22 protein-coding genes are annotated in these 22,051 nt (G+C 67.3%); 11 read left to right on the top strand and 11 right to left on the bottom strand.

The window, feature by feature from the left end; all coding sequences use genetic code 11:
• Position 1 precedes the first annotated feature (1 nt).
• The 6 genes from ACNQR1_RS15120 (at position 2) to ACNQR1_RS15095 (ending at position 5,315) form a co-directional block, all read left to right on the top strand.
• The gene (locus ACNQR1_RS15120) at positions 2–721 is read left to right on the top strand and encodes a sirohydrochlorin chelatase (RefSeq protein WP_418047020.1); all 720 of its coding nucleotides are present in this window, start codon (positions 2–4) and stop codon (positions 719–721) included.
• A 144-nt stretch (positions 722–865) separates the two neighbouring features.
• Complete coding sequence (locus ACNQR1_RS15115; protein ID WP_418047019.1) at positions 866–2,245, top strand: MBL fold metallo-hydrolase; 1,380 nt, start codon at positions 866–868, stop codon at positions 2,243–2,245.
• Between the two features lie 81 nt (positions 2,246–2,326).
• On the top strand, positions 2,327–3,538 hold the full coding sequence (locus ACNQR1_RS15110) for an NAD(P)/FAD-dependent oxidoreductase (RefSeq protein WP_418047018.1): 1,212 nt from the start codon (positions 2,327–2,329) through the stop codon (positions 3,536–3,538).
• Entirely contained in the window at positions 3,538–4,134 is a 597-nt protein-coding gene (locus tag ACNQR1_RS15105; protein ID WP_418047017.1) for a rhodanese-like domain-containing protein, read from the top strand. Before ACNQR1_RS15110 ends, ACNQR1_RS15105 begins: the two co-directional genes overlap by 1 nt.
• Positions 4,131–4,991: a sulfite exporter TauE/SafE family protein gene (locus ACNQR1_RS15100; RefSeq protein WP_418047016.1), complete on the top strand. Its 861-nt coding sequence runs from the start codon at positions 4,131–4,133 to the stop codon at positions 4,989–4,991. The genes ACNQR1_RS15105 and ACNQR1_RS15100 overlap by 4 nt, the downstream gene beginning before the upstream one ends.
• A 63-nt stretch (positions 4,992–5,054) precedes the next feature.
• Entirely contained in the window at positions 5,055–5,315 is a 261-nt protein-coding gene (locus ACNQR1_RS15095; RefSeq protein WP_064930836.1) for a metal-sensitive transcriptional regulator, read from the top strand.
• 18 nt (positions 5,316–5,333) lie between these two features.
• Here ACNQR1_RS15095 and ACNQR1_RS15090 read toward each other — a convergent pair whose 3' ends face one another.
• The 6 genes from ACNQR1_RS15090 to ACNQR1_RS15065 form a co-directional block, all read right to left on the bottom strand.
• Positions 5,334–6,419: a sulfate/molybdate ABC transporter ATP-binding protein gene (locus tag ACNQR1_RS15090; RefSeq protein ID WP_418047015.1), complete on the bottom strand. Its 1,086-nt coding sequence runs from the start codon at positions 6,417–6,419 to the stop codon at positions 5,334–5,336.
• A 22-nt stretch (positions 6,420–6,441) separates the two neighbouring features.
• Positions 6,442–7,263, bottom strand: a complete 822-nt coding sequence (gene cysW / locus ACNQR1_RS15085; protein ID WP_273735866.1) for a sulfate ABC transporter permease subunit CysW — start codon at positions 7,261–7,263, stop codon at positions 6,442–6,444.
• Positions 7,260–8,138, bottom strand: coding sequence for a sulfate ABC transporter permease subunit CysT (gene cysT / locus ACNQR1_RS15080; protein ID WP_418047014.1), 879 nt, complete (start codon positions 8,136–8,138; stop codon positions 7,260–7,262). Before cysT ends, cysW begins: the two co-directional genes overlap by 4 nt.
• Positions 8,135–9,178: a sulfate ABC transporter substrate-binding protein gene (locus tag ACNQR1_RS15075; protein WP_418047013.1), complete on the bottom strand. Its 1,044-nt coding sequence runs from the start codon at positions 9,176–9,178 to the stop codon at positions 8,135–8,137. The genes cysT and ACNQR1_RS15075 overlap by 4 nt, the downstream gene beginning before the upstream one ends.
• A 135-nt stretch (positions 9,179–9,313) precedes the next feature.
• On the bottom strand, positions 9,314–9,406 hold the full coding sequence (locus tag ACNQR1_RS15070; protein WP_350222992.1) for an Ms4533A family Cys-rich leader peptide: 93 nt from the start codon (positions 9,404–9,406) through the stop codon (positions 9,314–9,316).
• Between the two features lie 139 nt (positions 9,407–9,545).
• Entirely contained in the window at positions 9,546–9,749 is a 204-nt protein-coding gene (locus tag ACNQR1_RS15065; RefSeq protein WP_090431635.1) for a hypothetical protein, read from the bottom strand.
• 115 nt (positions 9,750–9,864) lie between these two features.
• On the opposite strand from ACNQR1_RS15065, the gene ACNQR1_RS15060 reads away from it, so the two are divergent.
• Entirely contained in the window at positions 9,865–11,895 is a 2,031-nt protein-coding gene (locus tag ACNQR1_RS15060) for a glycoside hydrolase family 15 protein (protein WP_044523013.1), read from the top strand.
• A 31-nt stretch (positions 11,896–11,926) separates the two neighbouring features.
• Here ACNQR1_RS15060 and ACNQR1_RS15055 read toward each other — a convergent pair whose 3' ends face one another.
• A complete protein-coding gene (locus tag ACNQR1_RS15055; protein ID WP_418047012.1) occupies positions 11,927–13,246 on the bottom strand; it encodes a thioester domain-containing protein in 1,320 nt (439 codons plus the stop codon).
• Between the two features lie 305 nt (positions 13,247–13,551).
• Between ACNQR1_RS15055 and ACNQR1_RS15050 the strand changes: the two genes are divergently transcribed.
• The 3 genes from ACNQR1_RS15050 (at position 13,552) to ACNQR1_RS15040 (ending at position 16,726) form a co-directional block, all read left to right on the top strand.
• Positions 13,552–14,475 (top strand): family 2A encapsulin nanocompartment shell protein, encoded by a 924-nt coding sequence (locus ACNQR1_RS15050; protein WP_418047011.1) that lies wholly within the window; start codon positions 13,552–13,554, stop codon positions 14,473–14,475.
• Entirely contained in the window at positions 14,462–16,318 is a 1,857-nt protein-coding gene (locus ACNQR1_RS15045; RefSeq protein WP_418047010.1) for a family 2A encapsulin nanocompartment cargo protein cysteine desulfurase, read from the top strand. The genes ACNQR1_RS15050 and ACNQR1_RS15045 overlap by 14 nt, the downstream gene beginning before the upstream one ends.
• A 126-nt stretch (positions 16,319–16,444) precedes the next feature.
• Positions 16,445–16,726 carry an ANTAR domain-containing protein gene (locus ACNQR1_RS15040; protein ID WP_418047009.1) on the top strand — a complete coding sequence of 94 codons (282 nt, stop codon included), beginning with the start codon at positions 16,445–16,447 and terminating at the stop codon, positions 16,724–16,726.
• Here the strand turns inward: ACNQR1_RS15040 and ACNQR1_RS15035 are convergent.
• On the bottom strand, positions 16,710–17,267 hold the full coding sequence (locus ACNQR1_RS15035; protein WP_418047008.1) for a class I SAM-dependent methyltransferase: 558 nt from the start codon (positions 17,265–17,267) through the stop codon (positions 16,710–16,712). The genes ACNQR1_RS15040 and ACNQR1_RS15035 overlap by 17 nt on opposite strands.
• Positions 17,268–17,321: 54 nt before the next feature.
• On the opposite strand from ACNQR1_RS15035, the gene ACNQR1_RS15030 reads away from it, so the two are divergent.
• Positions 17,322–18,236 (top strand): zinc-binding dehydrogenase, encoded by a 915-nt coding sequence (locus tag ACNQR1_RS15030; RefSeq protein ID WP_418047007.1) that lies wholly within the window; start codon positions 17,322–17,324, stop codon positions 18,234–18,236.
• A gap of 6 nt (positions 18,237–18,242) precedes the next feature.
• Here ACNQR1_RS15030 and ACNQR1_RS15025 read toward each other — a convergent pair whose 3' ends face one another.
• Genes ACNQR1_RS15025 through ACNQR1_RS15015 form a run of 3 tightly spaced genes read right to left on the bottom strand, consistent with a single transcriptional unit; the run spans position 18,243 to position 21,964 of the window.
• A complete protein-coding gene (locus ACNQR1_RS15025; protein ID WP_418047006.1) occupies positions 18,243–19,478 on the bottom strand; it encodes an acyl-CoA dehydrogenase family protein in 1,236 nt (411 codons plus the stop codon).
• The gene (locus tag ACNQR1_RS15020) at positions 19,479–20,480 is read right to left on the bottom strand and encodes a GNAT family N-acetyltransferase (protein ID WP_418047005.1); all 1,002 of its coding nucleotides are present in this window, start codon (positions 20,478–20,480) and stop codon (positions 19,479–19,481) included.
• A complete protein-coding gene (locus tag ACNQR1_RS15015) occupies positions 20,477–21,964 on the bottom strand; it encodes an APC family permease (protein WP_418047004.1) in 1,488 nt (495 codons plus the stop codon). Before ACNQR1_RS15015 ends, ACNQR1_RS15020 begins: the two co-directional genes overlap by 4 nt.
• Positions 21,965–22,051 lie beyond the last annotated feature (87 nt).

Below are 22,051 nucleotides of genomic sequence, written 5' to 3'. Positions count from 1 at the left end.
TGTGACGCTCGTTCTCACCGCACACGGCAGCGCGGACCCGCGCTCGTCGGCGAACGCGCACGCCATCGGCGGGCATCTGCGCCGCCTGCTGCCCGACACCGAGGTGCGGGTCGCGTTCTGTGAACAGAACGCGCCCAACCTCACCGAGGTGCTGCCGGATGTCGAGCCGGGCGCCGTCGTGGTACCACTGCTGTTGGGCAGCGCCTATCACGCGCGGATCGACATTCCCGAACTGATCGCCAACGCCGGCGTCGGCGCCGAGGTGATCCAGGCAGATGTGCTCGGTGAGGACCCCCGCCTGCTGCAGGTGGTGCGGGAGCGGCTGACCGCGGTGGGCGTGTCCCGGTTCGACGCCGACCTCGGCGTGATCCTGACCGGGGTCGGTTCGTCTCATCCGATCGCCAATGCGCGGACCACCGCCCTGGCCCGCGCATTGGCCGATGGCACCCGCTGGGCCGGTACGCAGGTGGCGTTCGCCACAGGGCAGACTCCGTCCCTACCGGAGGCTGTCGATCGCTTGTACCAAGGCGGCGCCCGTCGCCTGGTGATCGCCCCCTGGTTCCTGGCACACGGTCGAATCACCGATCGGGTCGCCGAATTCGCCTGCGCCGCAGGCATTCCCATGGCCGAACCGCTTGGTCCGCACCGCCTGGTGGCAGCCACGGTGCTGGACCGATACGAAGAGGCGCTGGCCGCGCGCAGCGCCGGCTTCGCCGCCTGACGCCCCGCAGTTCTCACCGTAATCACGCCCCCGGTAACCCACCGGGGGCGTCTTCATCGGCTTGACTCCCATACCCCAAGGGGTATATTCGTAGGCATTGGTATACCCCCCCAGGTATACGGCCGCCCACCGAGGAGCTGAACAATGAAGTTCATCCAGTACTACCTGGACTGTCTGTCCCACGCGTCGTACCTGATCGGCGATGAGTCCACCGGCCGCGCCGTGGTCGTCGACCCGCAGCGCGACGTCTCCGAGTACGTCGCCGACGCCGAGAAGCTCGGCATGCAGATCACCCACGTGATCGAGACCCACTTCCACGCCGACTTCCTGTCCGGCCACCTCGAGCTGGCCGAGGCCACCGGTGCCACGATCGTGTACTCGTCCGTCGCCGAGCCGGAGTTCGATCACATGGGAGTCCAAGACGGCCAACGCATTTCACTGGGCGAGGTGGTGTTGGAGTTCCGCCATACCCCGGGCCACACCCCGGAGTCGATGAGCATCGTGGTCTACGAGCACGCCGATGACGCCGTGCCCTACGGCGTTCTGACCGGCGACACGCTGTTCATCGGTGATGTCGGCCGGCCGGACCTACTGGCCTCGATCGGCTTCACCCGAGACGAACTGGCCGACAAGCTCTACCACTCGCTGCAAGAAAAGCTGTTGCCGCTGCCCGATGACACCCGGGTCTTCCCGGCCCACGGCGCGGGTTCGGCCTGCGGCAAGAACCTGTCCACCGAATTGTCGTCCACCATGGGCGAACAGAAGCAGACCAACTACGCGCTACGCGCACCCGACAAGCAGTCGTTCATCGAACTGGTCACCGCCGGACAGCCGCCCGCCCCGGGCTACTTCGTGTACGACGCGATCCTCAACCGTAAGGACCGTCCGCTGCTGGACGAGGAGGCCATGCCGGAGGCGCTGGACTACCGCCAGGCCACCGACGCCGTGGCCGGCGGGGCCATGCTGATCGACGGCCGCAGCCCTGAGGAGTTCGCGCTGGGCCATCTGCGCGACGCGATCAACATCGGGCTGGCCGGGCGCTATGCCGAGTTCGCCGGCTCGGTGGTGAAACCCGACGCTGACATCGTGCTGGTCACCGACCCGGGCGAGGAACGTGAAGGCAAGAACCGGCTGGGGCGCATCGGATTCGACCGTGTGCTGGGCTACCTCGACGACCCGGAGCGGACGATGTTCGAGCACTCCGACGATGTGACCGTCGCCTCACGGTTGACCGCCACCGCTTTCGGGCAGCGCGCCGCCACGGTCCACGACCTGCAGATCGTCGACGTGCGCAATCCCGGCGAGACCGAGGCGGGCATGATCCCGGGCGCGGTCAACATCCCGGTGGGCCAGCTGCCGGACCGGACCGTCGAATTGGATCCCACCCGCCCGACCGTGGTCTACTGCGCCGGAGGCTACCGCTCTTCGGTGGCGGCCAGCCTGCTGCGCCGGCGTGGCTTCACCGATGTCAGCGACATCCTGGGTGGCTACGGCGCCTGGGCGGACAGCACCCAGACCGCCTGAGCCGCACAAACCGGTACTGCGGCCGAGCCGCACAAACCAGCACTGCGCAAATCGTCTGAGAGACAGGAAAACACAACAAGCATGTCCACCCCAGCCAAGCATGAGGTCCTGATCATCGGCGGCGGCACGGCCGGTATCACCGTGGCGGCCCGATTGCTGCGCAAGCGCTACACCGACGTGGCGATCATCGAACCGTCCGACAAGCACTACTACCAGCCGCTGTGGACGCTGGTGGGAGGCGGTCAGGCCACCGCGGCCGAAACCGAGCGTGCCGAGACGTCGGTGATGCCGCGTGGCGCCACCTGGATCAGGAGTGCGGTGACATCTGTCGACCCGGACGCCAACACGGTCACGTGCGCCGACGGTACGGCGTACTCCTACGACGTGCTGGTGGTCGCCCCGGGCATCCAGCTGGACTGGGACCGCACCGAGGGTCTGACCGACACCCTCGGCAAGGATGGCGTCTCGTCGAACTACCGCTTCGACCTCGCCCCGCGCACATGGGATTTCATCCGTGACACCCGATCCGGGGCGGCCGTGTTCACCATGCCGTCGGGCCCGATCAAATGCGCCGGGGCACCCCAGAAGATCGCCTACCTGGCCTGTGACCACTGGCGGCGCCAGGGTGTGCTCGACGACATCGACGTGCACCTGGTGGTCCCGACCCCGCGGATCTTCGGCATCCCCGCGATCGCCGACAACCTCGACAAGGTCATTGCCGACTACGGCATCACGCTGCACACCGGAAGTGAAGTGCGGTCCATCGATTCGGCGGCCCGCAAGGTGACGATGACCAACATCGCGGAAGGAATCGAAACCACACTTCCCTACGACGTACTGCACGCGGTCCCGCATCAGTCGGCGCCGGACTGGATCAAGGCCAGCCCGCTGTCCACGAGCCATGTCGGCGGGGACGCCAACGGCTATGTCGACATCGACAAGCACACCATGCAGCACGTGCGCTACCCGAACGTGTTCGCACTGGGCGATGCGGGGTCGTCGCCGAACTCGAAAACCGGTGCCGCCATTCGCAAGCAGGCTCCCGTCGTCGTCGAGAACATCGGCGCGGTACTGAACGGGCGGCCGCTGCCCGGGGCCTACGACGGCTATGCGTCCTGCCCGATCGTCACCTCGTCCCACGACATGCTGCTGGCCGAGTTCGACTACGACTTCGCGCTGAAACCCTCCTTCCCCCTGCTCGATCCGGTGAAGCCGCACCGGCCGTATTGGTACCTGAAGAAGTACGGGCTGCCCGCCCTGTACTGGAATCTGATGTTGAAAGGTCTGGCCTGATGTCCACCTCGTCGACCATCGACGCCGCCGAACTCAACGCCCTCAAGCAGGCCGGCACCGGCCCACGGCTCATCGATGTGCGCACGCCCGGCGAGTTCGAAACCGCCCACATCCCAGGTGCTTACAACGTGCCGCTGGATCTGCTGCAGGAGCACCGGGACGAGATCGCCCAGCATCTCGACGAGAACGTCGTGCTGATCTGCCGCTCCGGGCAGCGGGCCGGCACGGCCGGACAGACCTTGCGCGACGCCGGTCTGCCCAACGTCGCGATCCTCGAGGGCGGCATGACCGCCTGGCAGGACAAGGGATTCGGGGTGCGCCGCGGCGCGCAGCGCTGGGATCTGGAGCGTCAGGTCCGCCTGGTCGCCGGGTCGATCGTGCTGAGCAGTGTCCTGGGCAGCATCACCGCTCCCAAGCTGAAGTGGGTCGCCGCGGCGATCGGAGCCGGGCTGTCCACCGCGGCGCTGACGAACACGTGCGCGATGGGCATGATGCTGTCGAAGCTGCCCTACAACCGGGGTGCGTCCGGTGATGCCCAGAGCATCGTCGAGCAGCTGATCGGTTCCAAACAGACACCTTCCGGCGCGTTGGCATGATCGCCCTCGCTGTCGCGCTGGCCGTCCTGGTCGGGGTGTCGCTCGGACTCCTCGGCGGAGGCGGCTCGATCCTGACGGTTCCACTGTTGGCCTATGTGGCCGGCATGGAGGCCAAGCAGGCGATCGCCACCTCGCTGCTGGTCGTCGGGGTGACCAGCGCGGTCAGCGCCCTGTCTCATGCGCGGGCCGGCCGGGTGCAATGGCGCAGCGGCCTGATGTTCGGAGCGGCCGGCATGGTCGGCGCGTACCTGGGCGGACTGTTGAGCTACGTCGTGCCCGGATCGATACTGCTGACCGCATTCACCGTGGTGATGATCGCCACGGGGATCGCAATGATCAAGGGCCGCAAGGCGTGCGAACAGACGACACGGACGATGCCGGTCGCCAAGGTCCTGCTGATGGGTCTCGGGGTGGGGGTCGTGACCGGAGCCGTCGGAGCGGGCGGCGGATTCCTGGTGGTGCCCGCCCTGGCGCTGCTGGGCGGGCTGCCCATGCTGGTCGCGGTGGGTACCTCTCTGCTGGTGATCACGATGAACTCGGCCGCAGGTCTGGCCGGGCATCTGAGCACCGTGCCGATCGACTGGACGATCGCCGGCGCGATCACCGCCGCGGCGGTGCTGGGCAGCCTGTTGGGCACCCGTCTGACCGCGCACGTCGACCCCGATGCGGTGCGCCGGGCCTTCGGCTGGTTCGTGTTGCTCATGGCGTCGCTGATCCTCGGCCAGGAGGTCCACCCGGCCGTCGGGCTCACCGCCGCCGGTCTGACTGTGCTTGCCGGCCTGGGCAACCTCAGCTGCATCCGGCTCGGATGGTGTCCGCTGCGGTGGATTTTCGGTCCACCGGCTGCGACAACATGACGACAGACACATACCCCCACGGGTATCATGGATTCAACGAACCCAACATTTGAGGGGGACAACATGATCTGCGACGAGGAATCGATCGCCGCCATTCTCAACCGGCTCCGGCGCGCGCAAGGACAGCTCTCGGGCGTCATCTCCATGATCGAGCAGGGTCGCGACTGCAAGGACGTCGTCACCCAGCTCGCCGCGGTGTCCCGCGCGCTGGACCGCGCCGGGTTCAAGATCGTCGCCACCGGGCTGCGCGAGTGCATCACCGGCGAGAGCGACGAACCGATGGACGTCGCCGAGCTGGAACGGCTGTTCCTGACCCTGGCGTGACCGGCGGGCCTGACCGTCTCAGCTGACGGTCAGCGCCTCGTCCTCGTCGCTGCTGTTCTCGGGATTCTTCGAGGATTCCCCCTCGCCCGCCGGAACCTGCACTCCCCCGGCGATCTGCGGAACGCGCGTCGCCCGTACATAGACCGTGTCACCTTCGCGTAGCCCCAGCGCCTCGGCATCACCGCGGGTGATCTGCGCGGTGAACGGGACATGGGTAGCGGCACTGGTCAATTCGACCCTTACCTCGAAGCCCAGCATCACGATCCGGTCGATGGTGGCCCGCAGGACCCCGGTGGCCTCGGCGGTACCGTCACCGGCGGCGACGGCCAGCTCCGGGTTGCGGCCGACCCGAATGTCGTGCGGGCGCACCAGGATCCCGTTCAACTCCGAGACCGCACCGAGGAATGACATCACGAATGCGTTCGCCGGTTCGTCGTAGACCTCGGTCGGCGAGCCGACCTGCTCGATACGCCCCTTGTTGAGCACCGCGATCCGATCCGCCACGTCAAGCGCCTCGGCCTGGTCATGGGTCACCAGCACGGTGGTGACGTGCACCTCGTCATGCAGGCGGCGCAGCCAGGTGCGCAGGTCGTCCCGCACCTTGGCATCCAGCGCCCCGAACGGCTCGTCGAGCAGGAGCACCTGCGGGTCGACCGCCAGCGCCCTTGCCAATGCCATGCGCTGACGCTGGCCACCGGACAGCTGGTTGGGATAGCGGGTCTGAAAACCGGCCAGCCCCACCACTTCCAGCAGATTGTCGACCTTCTCCTTGACCTCGGCCTTGGGCCGCTTACGGATCTTGAGGCCGAATGCCACGTTGTCGCGGACGGTGAGGTGTTTGAACGCCGCATAATGCTGGAACACGAACCCGATACCGCGGCGCTGCGGCGGCACTCCGGTGACATCGCGCCCGTTGATGGTGATGGTCCCGGTGTCGGGCTGGTCCAGGCCGGCGATGGCGCGCAGCAAGGTGGACTTGCCCGAGCCGCTCGGGCCCAGCAGTGCGGTCAACGAACCTGACGGCACCTCGAAGTCGATGTTGTCGAGCGCCGCGAAATCGCCGTAATGCTTGTTGGCGCCCCGAACCACGATCGCGTCGGTCATAGCTCTTGTCTCCTTCTCGGGCCTACTGCGCGGCCTTGATTCGGCGTCGGTCGAGGACCACCTGGACTACCAGGACGATCACGGCGACAGCCATGAGCAATGTCGAGATGGCGTACGCCCCGTACACCGATTCGGCGGTACCGCGGTTGTAGCGGTCGGCCACCAGCAGGGTCAGCGTCTGGGAGGTGCCCGGCAGGTTCGAGGACACCATGATCACCGCACCGAACTCCCCCAGCGTGCGGGCGATGGTCAGCACGATGCCGTACGTCAGGCCCCACCGGATCGACGGCAGGGTGATCCGCCAGAACGTCTGCCACCAGGTCGACCCCAGCGTCGCGGCGGCTTCCTCCTGATCGGTGCCGATCTCGTGCAACACCGGCTCGACCTCACGGATCACGAACGGGACCGTGACGAAGATGCTGGCCAGCACGATGCCGGGGAAGCCGAAGATGATCTTGAATCCGAGGTTGTTCTCGACGAAGCCGAGCAGTCCTGCCGAACCCCACAGCAAAATGAGCGCGACACCCACAACCACCGGTGACACCGCGAACGGCAGATCGATGATCGCCTGCAGGGCGCTCTTGCCGCGGAACCGGTTGCGCGCCAGCACCAGGGCCGTGGGAACCCCGAACAACACGTTGAGCGGCACCACGATCGCCACCACCAGGAGCGACAGCTGCAGCGCCGAGATGGCCGCGGGCGTACCGACCGATGCGAAGAACGCTCCGACACCAGGGCTGAAGGTCCGCCACAGGATCAGCCCGACCGGCACCACCACCAGCACCGCCACATAGGCCAGTGCCAGAAAGCGCAGCAAGTAACGCACCGACGGTGAGAGCGTCATGCCGAAAGCTCCTCACGTTTGGCCGCACGCGAACCCACCGCCCGCAGCACGAACAGCACTACGAACGAGATCGCCAGCAGCACAATGGAGATCGCCGCGGCACCGGTCCGGTCGTCGTTCTCGATCAGGGTCCGGATCCACTGCGAAGACACTTCGGTCTCGCCGGGAACCGCACCACCGATCAGCACCACCGAGCCGAACTCACCGATGGCACGGGAGAACGCCAGCCCGGCACCGGACAGCAACGAGGGCAGCAGCGCCGGCAGGATGATCTTGGTCAGGATCGTGAAGGTGTTGGCGCCCAGCGATGCCGCGGCCTCCTCCACATCACGGTCCAGTTCCAGCAGCACCGGCTGCACCGAGCGCACCACGAACGGCAACGTGACGAACAGCAACGCAATACCGACACCCCACTTGGTGTGCTGCAGATGCAGGCCGACCGGACTGGCCGGGCCGTACAGCGCCAGCATCACCAGGCTCGCGACGATGGTCGGCAGGGCGAACGGCAGGTCGATCACCGAGTCGACCAGCCGCTTGCCGGGGAAGTCGTCACGGGTCAGCACCCAGGCCACGATGAGGCCGAAGACCAGGTTCACCACGGTCACGCCCGCCGAGATGGTCAGCGTGACCCGGAACGACTCCAGCGCCGCGTTGGAGGTGACGGCCAGCCAGAAGGCGTTCCACCCACCGCCGGCCGCCTGCCAGAGGATCGCCGCCAACGGCAGCAGCACGATGACGCTCAACCAGATCGACGCCGCCCCCACGCGCAGCGAGGTGCTGCCGTAGCGGCCGGGCCGCGCGCCGGGGGTGGAATCCCCCGGCGCGGGCGCAGCCGAATAAGGCTCGGCTGCATCGGTCTGCGTTACTGAAGTCATCCAGTCGCCTGCTTGTAGATCTTGGTGATCGAACCGTTCTCCTTGTCGAACAACGCCGGATCGACGTCCTTCCATCCGCCCAGGTCAGCGATGGTCCACAGCTTCTCGGGCGTCGGGAAGTCCTTGGCGAAGTCCGCCCCCACCGCCGGGTCGACCGGGCGGAAGCCGGCCTCGGCCCACAGCTTCTGCCCTTCGGCGGTGAACAGGAAGTTCTCCAGAGCCTTGGCCTTGTCGGCGTGGGCGCTGGTCTTGACGACGGCCACCGGGTTCTCGATCTTGAAGGTCTGCGGCGGGTTGACGTGCTCCACGTCCTTGCCCTGCCGCTCGACGTTGATCGCCTCGTTCTCGTAGCTGATCAGCACGTCGCCGGTGCCCTGCAGGAACACGTCGGTGGCCTCACGGCCCGAGCCCGGACGGGTCTTGACGTGCTCGGTCACCAGCTTGTTGACGAAGTCGAGACCGGCCGCAGAATCCTTGCCGCCGTTGCTCTTCGCCGCATAGGGGGCCAGCAGGTTCCACTTGGCCGAACCCGAACTCAACGGGCTCGGGGTGACCACCTCGAGGCCGGGCTGCAGCAGGTCATCCCAGTCTTTGATGCCCTTGGGGTTACCCTTGCGCACCACCAATGACACCACAGAACCGAACGGGACGCCCTTCGTATTGCCCGCGCTCCAGTCATCGGCCACCTTGTCGGCCTTGACCAACCGGGTCACGTCGGGTTCCACCGAGAAGTTCACGATGTCGGCCGGCTTTCCGTCGGCGACGGCGCGGGACTGGTCGCCAGAGGCGCCGTAGGACGTCCGCACCGCAACGCCCTTGCCCTCTTCGGTGGCGGCGAACGCCGGGATGATCTTGCTCCAGCCCGGCTCCGGCACGGCGTAGGCGACGAGTGTCAGCGTGGTGTCGGCTCCCGCGGCACCCTGGTCGCCGCCGGCGACATCGCTGGCGCCGCCACCGCAACCGACGGCGAGCACGCCGGTGGCGGCCAGGACGGTGGCGGTTCGCCAGAACTTGTTGACATTGGACTTGTAAGTGGGCACTGATGACCTTTCTTGCGGACAGCGGACACTACGAGGTCCGTCGGGCGGAAAGGCGAGGGGACGAGGGAGGCAAAAGGCGAGTATCCGGGCGATTACCTCTGGCGCCACCGAAACCAAACCGCGGACGGGTTGGAGTCAGCGACAACAGGCGACGTCAGCAACAGCGCATGAACCCACGGCAATGAGAGCCAAGACATGGCTCTCGGTCTTGCCGGACGCTGAATGCATGGCGCGAAGAATAACAGAATTCCGGCGTCGTGCCCGCCGAGCGATCAGTGACCCGGCTAGCGGGTCAGCAACCACATCACGATGACCAGGACGACCAGCAGAATCAAGATCAAAGTGACACGTGAGCGTGGCATACCGTTCACTCGGATTCCACCTCGTCTGCCGGGGCGTGGCGCAGGCGGTGCAAACCGGTGATTCCCCAGCCCAGCGCGCCGTCGAGCACCAGTGCACTGCCATAAGCCAGCGCCAGAACCACGGGCATCACGACAGCGGTCTGCACGACGAACGGCAACCCGGTCAGCCACAGTTCGACGCCGTCCCACCAGTTCAGGATTGCCGCCATGGGGCAAGCGTAGGCGATCGTCACGTCGGCCCGTGATTAGTCCCGTCCCGTCCGTAACATTCGACACGCGTGTCTTGGGTAGACGGCACCTGTATCCACGCACGATGATGTGCGGATGGTTCTGCAACACACCGAGCCCACGGATGTCGTCGCGGCACTCGACAAGACATCGGACACTCCCAAGGCGCCCGAGGCACCGTTGACGGTGACCGCGCCGGTGCCGTACTCGTCGGGCGGGGCACTGCGGAACCCGTTCCCGCCGATCGCCGACTACGGCTTCCTGTCCGACTGTGAGAACACCTGCCTGATCTCCTCGGCCGGTTCGGTGGAGTGGCTGTGTGTCCCCCGGCCCGACTCCCCCAGCGTGTTCGGCGCGATCCTGGACCGCAGCGCGGGCCATTTCCGGCTCGGCCCCTACGGGGTGACCGTTCCGGCGGCGCGGCGCTACCTGCCGGGCAGCCTCATCCTGGAGACCACCTGGCAGACCCACACGGGCTGGCTGATCGTGCGCGACGCGCTGGTGATGGGCCCGTGGCACGACATCGACACCCGTTCGCGCACCCACCGGCGCACCCCGATGGACTGGGATGCCGAGCACATCCTGCTGCGCACGGTGCGCTGCGTCAGCGGCACCGTCGAACTGGTGATGAACTGCGAGCCGGCGTTCGACTACCACCGGGTCAGCGCGTCATGGGAGTACTCCGGACCGGCCTACGGCGAGGCCATCGCCCGAGCGAGCCGCAACCCGGACTCGCACCCCACGCTGCGCCTCACCACCAATCTGCGGATCGGCATCGAGGGCCGTGAGGCCCGCGCCCGCACCCGGCTCACCGAGGGCGACAACGTGTTCGTCGCGCTCAGCTGGTCCAAGCACCCGGCCCCTCAGACGTACGAAGAGGCCGCCGAGAAGATGTGGAAGACCAGCGAGTCATGGCGGCAGTGGATCAACATCGGCGACTTCCCCGACCACCCGTGGCGGTCGTACCTGCAGCGCAGTGCGTTGACGCTCAAGGGCCTGACCTACTCGCCGACGGGCGCCCTGCTGGCCGCGCCCACCACGTCGCTGCCGGAAACCCCTCACGGCGAACGTAACTGGGACTACCGCTATTCATGGATCCGGGATTCCACCTTCGCGCTGTGGGGTTTGTACACCCTCGGCCTGGACCGGGAGGCCGACGATTTCTTCTCGTTCATCGCCGATGTCTCCGGCGCCAACAACGGCGAACGGCACCCGCTGCAGGTGATGTACGGAGTCGGCGGCGAGCGCAGCCTCGTGGAGGAGGAACTGCACCACCTCTCGGGTTACGACAACGCCCGGCCCGTGCGCATCGGCAACGGCGCCTACAACCAGATGCAGCACGACATCTGGGGCACCATGCTCGATTCGGTGTACCTGCACGCCAAGTCGCGCGAGCAGATTCCCGAGGCGCTGTGGCCGGTGCTGAAGAACCAGGTCGAGGAAGCCATCAAGCACTGGAAGGAGCCCGACCGGGGCATCTGGGAGGTGCGCGGCGAACCGCAGCACTTCACCTCAAGCAAGATCATGTGCTGGGTGGCGCTGGACCGCGGTTCGAAACTGGCCGAACTTCAGGGTGAGAAGAGCTACGCGCAGCAGTGGCGCGCGACGGCCGAGGAGATCAAGGCCGACATCCTGGCTCGCGGAGTCGATTCCCGCGGCGTGCTGACCCAGCGTTACGGCGACGACGCGCTGGACGCGTCGCTGCTGCTGGCGGTGTTGACGCGGTTCCTGCCATCGGATGACCCGAGGGTGCGGGCCACTGTCCTGGCGATCGCCGACGAGCTCACCGAGGACGGCCTGGTGCTGCGCTACCGGGTCGAAGAGACCGATGACGGCCTGTCCGGCGAAGAGGGCACCTTCACCATCTGCTCGTTCTGGCTGGTGTCGGCGCTCGTCGAGATCGGCGAGGTGAGCCGCGCCAAGCATCTGTTGGAGCGGTTGCTGTCGTTCGCCAGCCCGCTGCATCTGTACGCCGAGGAGATCGAGCCGCGCACGGGCCGCCACCTGGGCAACTTCCCGCAGGCGTTCACCCACCTCGCCCTGATCAACGCCGTGGTGCACGTCATCCGTGCCGAGGAGGAGTCCGACAGTTCCGGGGTCTTCCAGCCCGCCAACGCGCCGATGTAGGCCGCAGGCCTACGTTCTGACGATGTAGCCGCTAGGCGATGCGGGTCAGCGTGTCCGTCGAAGCGGCGTCGAACCGGAGGTCGAACTCGACCTCCAGCTGGCCCGGGGTCACCAGTACCACCGGGGTGAGTCCGCTCGTGCCATCCTGGGCGATTCCGGTGACCACGCGGCCGCCGAACCCGTCCGGGTTGGCGGGGACCCGCACGGTGAGCGTGAGCTGATCGACGCCCGGGGACGTCCGCAGAAAGAACTCGTCGCCGGGCTGCACCGGCCCGCTGAGTTCCCGGCCGGCGCGATCGACGACGGCCCCGTGCGACACCGCGAGCCCCGCGCTGTCGGTGGCCCGCAACCGGAATGGCCCGATCAACCCGTCCGCGACCACCGCGTCGTCGGCCGACAACGCGGGCCGCGTCGTGGCGCGCCGGGCCGCCCGGGCCCCGGCGGTCAGGTAGTTGTACAGGTGCACCACCCGGTCGGAGTTGGCATACGCACCAGATCCGTTGAGCCAGAACCGGATATCGGTGAACCGAACCAGCGCGTCACGGTCGGACAGGACGACCAGTCGGTAGTACCGGTAGCCCTGCAGTCCTCGGCCCGGCCGGGCCGACGACACGGTACTGCCGACCCCGAGCGTCCTGCGATGTGTGCCACGGCCCGCAGCGACATTGAGTCCCGAGGCCGCCACGTCCTCCCACCGCACGGCATCGTGCGACTTCTGCAGCAACAGCGACACCGCAGCGGTCGACTCCAATTCGACTGTGTAGCCGCCCAACTGGGGAGCCCTGTCGAAGTCGAACACGATGCTGTCGGCATCCGGGTAGGCCCTCGCCGGTTCGTTGCGCGGCCGGTTGTCCAGCGCCAGTCCGTTGGTGAACTGCCAGATGGCCGCCTGAGTGGCCGCAATCGCCTCGTGTTCGGCCAAGTTGGCCGGCCCCAGCGGTACCCCGGCGGCCCGCACTCGGCGGCTCAGTTCAGCTGTCCCGAGGGTGGGAAACGAGTTGCGGACGATCCAGTCCACCTCGGCCTCATAGGACCGGGCACGCAGGTTGCGCACCGCCGACCAGGTGGCGGCCTCATACCGCGACGGCCGGGTGGGCGCGATGCCCGCGAAGTCCAGCGAGTAGGCCTCGACGTTGGGATTCAGCCTGATCAGATCGGTGCGCGCCGAGGTGCCGTCGGTGAACACCACGGTGTCCACGGTGTGCGAATAGGTGCCACCGCGGTAGCGCGTCATCGGTGCCGGGTCAGTCCGGCGGGGGCGGATCCGGGTGCGCACGGAGACCGGGCCGGACGCCCCCTGGGAATCCACCGGGAGTTCGGCTCGGGAATCAGCAACAGACAGAACAGACATGACGGGTTGACTTTCTTGAAGGCCGGATACGCGCGCATCAACGCACCGCGAGAAGGCGGGCGGACGACGCAGAACGGGGCGTCAGAAAATCAACAACAACAACGCACGTCGAGGCAGCGCACGATGGCGACGCGCAGCGATTCGACGTGTTGCATGGGGCCCACCATACGGCAAGTGGACAGCAATGCCCAGTTCACACGGTGGTGACAAGTTTGAATCGTCGCCGCGCTAAACACTGTCGTGGACAGGATTCGGCCGTATCGTTGCCGCCCACACCCACATTGACCGGTTGGAGGTAGGACCCCTTGACGTCCGCGCAGAACGAATCACAGGCACTCGGCGATCTCGCCGCCCGCCAGCTGGCGAATGCCACCAAGACCGTTCCCCAGCTGTCCACCATCACGCCGCGGTACCTGCTGCACTTGCTGAGCTGGGTGCCGGTCGAGGCGGGTATCTACCGGGTGAACCGGGTGGTCAACCCCGATCAGGTGGCGATCCATTCGGAGGAGGGCGCGGGTACCGAAGAGCCGCTGCCCGAGACCTACGTGGACTACGAGACCAGTCCGCGCGAATACACGCTGCGCTCGATCTCGACACTGCTCGACGTGCACACCCGGGTATCGGACCTGTACTCCAGCCCGCACGATCAGGTCGCCCAGCAGCTGCGGCTGACCATCGAGACGATCAAGGAGCGCCAGGAGTTCGAGCTGGTCAACAACCCCGAGTACGGGTTGCTGTCGCAGGTAACCCCGGAGCAGACCATCCAGACCCTGCGCGGCACACCGACCCCCGATGACCTGGATTCGCTGATCACCAAGGTATGGAAGACCCCGGCATTCTTCCTGACCAATCCGCTCGGCGTGGCGGCGTTCGGCCGCGAGGCCACCCGCCGCGGTGTGCCGCCACCAGTCGTCAGCCTGTTCGGCGCCCAGTTCATCACCTGGCGCGGCATCCCGATCGTGCCCTCGGACAAGGTCCCCGTCACCGACGGCAAGACCAAGTTCATCCTGGTGCGCACCGGTGAGGAGCGCCAGGGCGTCGTCGGCCTGTTCCAGCCGGGGCTGGTCGGCGAGCAGGCTCCCGGACTGTCGGTGCGGTTCACCGGCATCAACCGGTCGGCGATCGCGTCCTATCTGGTGACCCTGTATTCGTCGCTGGCCGTGCTCACCGACGATGCACTGGCGGTCCTCGAGGACGTCGGAGTGGACCACTTCCATGAGTACAAGTGAGTTTCGCTCGCTAGACGCCGAAAGCGATCTTCCGGTCAGCGCGGCCGAACTGGCCGCCCTGGCCACCCAGCTGTACGCGACCAGCATCCGGCCCGGGCCCGACAGCCCGCCGTCGGCCACGCAGGTCGCCCCGCGCGGGGTGGCACCGGATGTCACCTCGGCGGCGTCGGCGGGCGCCACTGCGGCCGGCCTGGCACATCCGGTCACTCCGACCGAATTCGTGTCGGTGCCCGAGGTCTTCGTGCCGGCACCGAGCACACCTGAGCCGGAGGGCATTCCGGGCGTGGTCCCGGTTGCGCCCAGGTTCTCCCCGTCGCTTCGCTCGCCCCAGGAACGCGGCAGTGCGGCCAGTCCCATCGCGCCCATCGGTGGGCTGGAGGCGTTCGCCGTCCCCACGGGCCTGGTCCCGACGGTGCCCGGCGTGCTGGCAAGCGCTCCCCCGTCGGCACCGCCGGCACCCCGCGGCTCCGCTCCGACCTGGCCGGGCGCGGTCCCCGCGGTCCCGGATCTGGGCTGGTCGGGGTCGCCCGCACCATCCGAGGATGCGGGAAGCTACTACTTCCTGCAGACTCCGATCGAACCTATTGCAGCCGAGCCGGTTCCGGCGCTGCGCGACGACCACGAGATCTTCGACGTCAATGCGATCCGAGCAGATTTCCCGATCCTGCGCGAGACCGTCAACGGCAAGCCGCTGATTTGGTTCGACAATGCGGCCACCACCCAGAAGCCCCAGTCGGTCATCGACCGGCTGTCGTACTTCTACGCACATGAAAACTCCAACATCCACCGGGCCGCGCACGAACTGGCGGCCCGCGCGACCGATGCCTATGAGGACGCGCGGGAATCGGTGCGGCGCTTCATCGGCGCGGCGAAGGCCGAGGAGATCATCTTCGTCCGCGGCACCACCGAGGCGATCAATCTGGTGGCGTACGCGTGGGGCGGCAAGCATCTGGGCCCGGGCGACGAGATCGTCATCACCCACCTCGAGCACCACGCCAACATCGTTCCTTGGCAGCTCATCTCACAGCAGACCGGCGCGGTGCTGAAGGTGGCGCCGGTGGACGATGCGGGCAACCTGTTGCTCGGTGAGTTCGAGGATCTGCTCGGGCCCCGGACGAAACTCGTTGCCGCCACGCAGGTGTCCAACGCATTGGGCACGGTGACCCCGGTCAAGACCATCGTCGAACTCGGGCACCGCTACGGCGCCAGAGTGCTCATCGACGGGGCCCAGTCCATTCCGCACATCCCGATCAATGTGACCGAACTCGGAGCCGACTTCTTCGTGTTCTCCGGCCACAAGATCTACGGCCCCACCGGAATCGGTGCCCTGTACGGCCGAGAGGACGTGCTCGCCGAAACCCCGCCATGGCAGGGCGGCGGCAACATGATCGCCGATGTCACCCTGGACCGGTCGTTGTATCAGGGCCCTCCGAACAAGTACGAGGCCGGCACCGGCAACATCGCCGACGCGGTCGGACTCGGTGAGGCACTGCGGTACGTGGAGCGGGTCGGCATCGAACGCATCGCGGCCTACGAGCACGCCTTGCTGGAGTACGCCACCCCGCGACTGGCCGCCATCCCGGGCGTGCGACTGGTCGGCACCGCCGACGAGAAGGCCAGCGTGCTGTCCTTCGTGCTGGCCGGGCATGAACCGCTGGAGGTGGGCAAGGCACTCAACGCCGAGGGCATCGCGGTGCGGGCCGGGCATCATTGCGCCCAGCCGATTCTGCGCCGCCTGGGCTTGGAAGCCACGGTGCGGCCGTCGTTCGCGTTCTACAACACCTTCGAGGAGATCGACGTGTTCATCGACGCGGTGCGCCGGATCGCCGAGGGCTCATCCTAACTGCGCGCGCAGACGTGAAAGCGCCCTAAGCCAACTGGTTTAGGGCGCTTTCACATCTGTTCGCCAGGAGAAATCACGGTGCGCCGATCTCTGGATCCAGCGATGCCCGGCGAGCACCATCGGTACATGAGCTACAACCGCCTCCGTGCAGACGACACTTCACGCATCAAGATCGACGTGGCGATCGGTGTTCTGGTCGCCCTGCGCGGATGCGCGCCGGATCAGGCCTTCGCCGAGCTGGTGCGGGTGGTGCAGCGCACCGGTATCGGAATCGGCAGCATCGCAAGGGCTTTGGTCGACCTTGCCGGTGGGATCTCGGGGACATCGGCCGAATACGCCGAGGCGTTCAACGCCTGGGGCGAACTGCTCGCACAGGCCCGGAGGGTTCCGGTCAACGCCGCCCAGTAGCCGGGGCCCTGGCCACCAGCCAAGCCTGGCCGTCACCCTCGCCGGCGGCGAGCGTCTCCAGACCGGTGAAGGCCGCTTCGACTTCACCCGCGGTGGCGCGGAATCGGCCGGGGTCCGCGCCCACCTCGCTCAGCACACATATCGCCAGCAGGCCGCCCGGTCGCAGCCGGGCAGCCAGGGCCGGGTAGAGCCCGGGATCGCGGAAGCGATGGCACAGCACCACATCGACAGGTGATCCGTCCGGGAGACCCTCGTCGAGATCGGCGACGTCGAAACGGCAGCGCTCTGCCACCCCATGGCGGACAGCCGACTCCCTCGCCTGGGTGATCGCCACGGCGGATACGTCGAGACCCTGTACGCGTAGTCCGCGCCGGGCCAGCCACAGCGCGGCCCGACCTGTGCCGCAGGCGACGTCGAGGGCCGAACCGCTCATCGGAAACAAGCCGGCGTGGCCGGCGAACACCTGCGGCAGCGCCGGTCCCGCGTCCGGGTCCCGGTCGGTATAGGCCGCGTCCCAGCGGAGGCGGTCCTTCTCGCTCACCTGCGCCACCCTATGGGAGGGAATAGCGGAACACCCTTCGGGGTTAGCCCGTTCATGCGAGCCCTCGTCTACGACCCGCACGCTCCGGCCAATCTCCGGTTCGACCAGGTGGCCGAGCCCTTGGTCACTGAATCGCAGGCCCTCATCGATGTCCATGCGATCGCGCTGAACTTCGGGGAACTGCACTTCATCGACCAGATGCGCCGTCCCGGCGAAGTACCCGGCTGGGACAGTGCCGGCGTCGTCGCGCGGGCCGCAGCCGATGGCTCCGGACCGCCGGTCGGTGCCCGGGTGGTCGGGTTCAGCGGGGAGGCCGGCTGGGCCGAACGACGGGTGGTATCCACCGACAATCTGGCCGAGCTCCCCGAGTTCGTCGAATTCGACGAGGCCGCCGCGCTGCCGGTCGCCGGCGTGACCGCATTGCAGGCGTTGAGGGCGCTCGGTCCGGTCGTCGGCCGCCGGGTTCTGATCACCGGCGCGTCCGGCGGTGTCGGACGATTCGCCGTGCAGCTGGCCGCCCGGGCGGGCGCCCATGTGGTGGCCGCCGTCGGCAGCGCCCCGCGCGGTGAAGGCCTGGAGGAACTAGGTGCGGCCGAAGTGGTGGTGGGGCTCGACGCGGTGACCGAACCGGTGTTCGGCGTGCTCGACAACGTCGGTGGAAAACTCCTGTCCCAGGCCTTCAGCCTGGTGTCCGACGGTGGCTCGGTGCAGTCGATCGGGATGGCCTCCAACGAGCCCACCACGATCAACTTCGAGGAGGAGAGGCGCAGCGGCAACCGGAAGCGGTTGGAGCCGTTCACCGTCCGGGCACCGTTCCAGGATGATCTCCACTACCTGCTGACCTTGCTGGCCGACGGCGAACTCGATCCGCAGATCGGCTTGCGGGACTCGTGGGAGAACACCGCCGCTGCCGCACAGGCGTTGCTGGGCCGCAAGGTCGCGGGCAAGGCCGTGCTGCGGGTCGTCTGACCCGGCTCAGTTGCCCTGTCCGCCACGCCCTCGCGACACCAGGTCGGCCACCGGATCCTTGCCGTTGATGAACCAGTCGCCGAGGATGCGCGCCTTGTAGACCACTGGGTTGTGTGAGGCCAGCGTCCGGGCGTTGCGCCAATGCCGGTCCAGGCCAAGCTCTTCGGAGACCCCGGAGGCACCGAGGGCGTCGAACACCCGTGTGGTCGCCCGCAGCGCCGCGGCCACGATCACCAACTGGGCCTGGGTGACGGCCACCTCGGCGTCGACGAGCAACTGTCGAGCATTGCCGTCGCTGCCCGCCAGGCGCCCTGCCACGATCCGGTCCAGGCTGCGCGCGCTGTGCCCCAGTGCTGCCGTCGCACCGAACGCCTCCGCCGACACCTCACCGATCACCTGCAGCAGCTGCGGATCGGCGGCCGGAACCTCGGCCAGCCCCTGCGGGTAGTTGCGCTGCCTGGCCGACAACGCGGCGGAGCCGTCACGCTGTGCAGCCCTGATGATTCCGGTCAGCACCGCCAGCATGGCGATCTGATAGAAGTGCGCCTGGTAGGTGAACCGCTCGGTGGCCGGGAACACGTTGCCCCGCTCGGCCCGGGCCTTGTCGTAGCGGGCCGAGCCGCTGCCCGTCGTGCGCTGGCCGAATCCACGCCAGTCGTCGGTGAGGGTGACGCCGGGGTCGTCGGCCCGCACCAGCGCAGTCCACAACTCGCCGTCCGCACCGCGGCCGAGAACATCGAGCCAGTCGGCGTAAAGACTGCCGGTTGCGTAGAATTTCGCACCGGACACCAGCCAGTGCCCGTCGCCTTCGGTGACCGTCGTGGCCAGCTTCGCCAAGGTCAGATTGTTGGCCTCGGTCCAACCGCCCCCGACGAACTCGCCGGCCAGAAACCGCTTGATCCAGGCGGTGTTGTCCTCTGACACCGGGGCATTGAGCCGGTCCTCGACGAATGCCAAGTGGTTGCGCCAGATGTGCGCGACGTTCGCGTCGGCCTCCCCCAGGTCGGCCAGCAGCAGGAAGGTCTGCTCCAGCGACGCGCCGAAACCACCTTGTTCTGCCGAGATCCGCAGAGTCCCGAACCCGGCGTCGTTCAGCCAGCGCACCTGCTCGTGCGGAAACACCCGGTCGGCCTCGCGCTGCCGATTCCCCTCGGCGATCTGCTCGAAGATCGGCCCGAACACCGAGCGCAGCTCGGCGTCATACCCGGTGGGGCGCTTGAGATACGTGGTTTCCGTGGACATTCAAGAATCTCCTTCGGCGTCGATCCGGTACGCGTACTCGTCGCGGACCGTGCGGTAGCCCAGCCGGGCATACAGCAGATGGGCATTACTGGCGTTGGCGATGTCGGTGCCCAACGAGGCATGGGTGAAACCCCGCCGCAGCGCCGCCAGCCAGACCTTCCGCAGCAAGAGTTCCGCGGTACCGGACTTGCGGCGGTCCGCACGCACACCGATGTAGTCGGTATGCGCGCTGCGGATCTCGTCCGTACCGGTTCCCGAGGTATAGGTCGAACCGAGCACGTAACCGACCACCACCCCCTCGTCATCCACGGCGGCCAGACTGAAATCCGGGGTGAACGCCCGGCTGGCCAGATGGTGTTCCCAGCGCTGCGGGTTTTTCGACATGTTCCCGAAGTGCTCACGGAAGGTGTCGAACTGCACCTGCCGGACCTGCTCGGTGAGACCTTCCGCCACGACCTGCGGCCAGGACAGGATCGTGATCGAGTCGATCCGGGCGGCTGCCAGAACGACGGGATCCTCGTCGTGCAAGGTCTTTCGGGTGCTGGCGAATCGGCGTTCTTGCCGCGCTCCACGGGCGGTCAGCGCGTCGATCGCGACCGCCTGGTCGGCCCCGATGAACACCCGAAGGTAGGCGCCGGGCACCGCTACCCGGCCGAACTGCTCGACACTGTCGCCGACGATCGCCCGCACCGCATCGACCGGGGCTCGGGGACCGAACACGTAGTTCCCCAACACCTCCGGTTCGCCACCGTCCGGTCGGTGCAGGGCGGCGTATCCGGCCACCGCACCATCCTCATCGAGGAGAACGACCGCCGAGCCGGGATACACGCCACCGAGTTGTTCTGCGACATCGCGGGAATCGGCGGCGAACTTGCGACCGCCCAGTCCCGGTGTGGTGGCCAGGAAGTCCGCGATCAGCGGGTGGTGTCGTGAGGTTACCTCGGCGACCGTCCAGCCGGTCGCATCCGATGGCGCAGACACGGTGTCGTGGATCAGCGTCACGGCGTCACGCCCGCATCGATCCACCGCTGCTGTTCCTCGGGCGAGACGCTCTGGATGGTGCCGATCCGGGCCGCCACCTCGGGCCGGGTCCGTTTGAGGTACCAGTACCAGGACAGCCCAGCCAGCAGGATGGCGCCGAACACGAAAGGCAGGATGTTGAACGGGAACTCGGGCACCGGGTAGAAGTTGCTGACGATCACGTAGCCCAGGCCGACGGTGGCCGCGACCGCTACCGCGAGCCGCTTCGGCGTCAGCGCACCGATCTTGCGCAACCAGATCGGCGTGGCGATGACCACCAGCAGATAGCTCACCAGGAAGCCCCAATTGGCCACGTAACCGCCGTAGACATCGAACACCAGCCGGCCCGCAGAGCTGAACGTGGCCGTCGTCGAGAACGCCAGGGCCAGGATCCCGACGAACACCACACCGGCCCATGGCGTCTTGTAGGTCGGGTGCACCTTGGTGAACACCTGTGGCAGTGCGCCTTCGTGGGCGAACGTGAACAGCGACCGCGCCGCCGCGGTGGTGACCGCCGTGACGAACACGATGAACGCGATCGCGACGGCGCCACTGACGATCTGGTTGACCCACTCCACGCCGACACTGGTGGCCAGCTGCGGAAGCACCGCCTTGTCCCCGTCGATCTCACCGAAGTGCAGGATCTGCGGGTAGGTCGCGAAGATGTACAGTGCGCCAATCAGGATCACCACGCGCAGAAGGGATCTGGCGATGTTTCGGTGGGCGTCCTTGGCCTCGGCCCCGAGCGAGGCCACACTCTCGAACCCGGCGTAGGAGCCGACGGCGGTGACCGCCGCGATGAACGTCGCGCTGGAGCCGAGGTGCTGGGGGTTCCACTGCTCCCAGTCGATGCGGAATCCGTAGCCGATGTAGGAGGCCACGATGATCACCAAGATCGACGCGATGGCCAGCAATTCGAAGGCGAGTTCGTATTTGGCGGCCAGCGAAACCCCGCGGTACGGAAGGTAGACCGCGACGCCGACCACCACGACCACCAGGAGCAGCCGGAACCAGACCGCTTGCGATCCAAGGCCTATCGACTCCAAGAATGCATCGAGGTAGAGCACCCCGCCAAGGGTGCCGGTGGTGGCGAAACCGATGTATCCGAACAGCAGGCTGAACCCGGCGGCGAAGGCGAAACCCGGGCCCAGACCGTTACCCGTGTAGGTGCCCAGCGATCCGGAAGACACCGTGCGCTTGGCCTGGAAACTGATCGTGATGGCCACCAGCACCACGATGGACAGACCGATCACCGCCGCCCACGCCGCACCCTTGCCCGCCGCCACGAACAACGAGAACGGCACCACCGCCAGGGCCACGCTGGGTGCGGCGGCCGCCAGGCCCTGGGCGAACACGCCCCACGGGCCCAGGGCGCCCGATTCCAGCCCGGTCGACTCCGCCGAGATGAGCGTGCGGCCGGCGGCGCCTGCCGTCGGGTGTGCCTTCGGATCGTCTGTAGTAGTCACGGCAATGTCCCTTTCTGACCGCGACGCCTCCCGTCCGTGAGCCGGTACGGGTGGTTGACATGTCGGTATGTGTGTCACACTGCCGCA

This window comes from Mycobacterium sp. 48b, assembly GCF_048282725.1.
Lineage (GTDB): Bacteria > Actinomycetota > Actinomycetes > Mycobacteriales > Mycobacteriaceae > Mycobacterium.
This window is presented reverse-complemented; position numbering and strand designations above follow the sequence as displayed.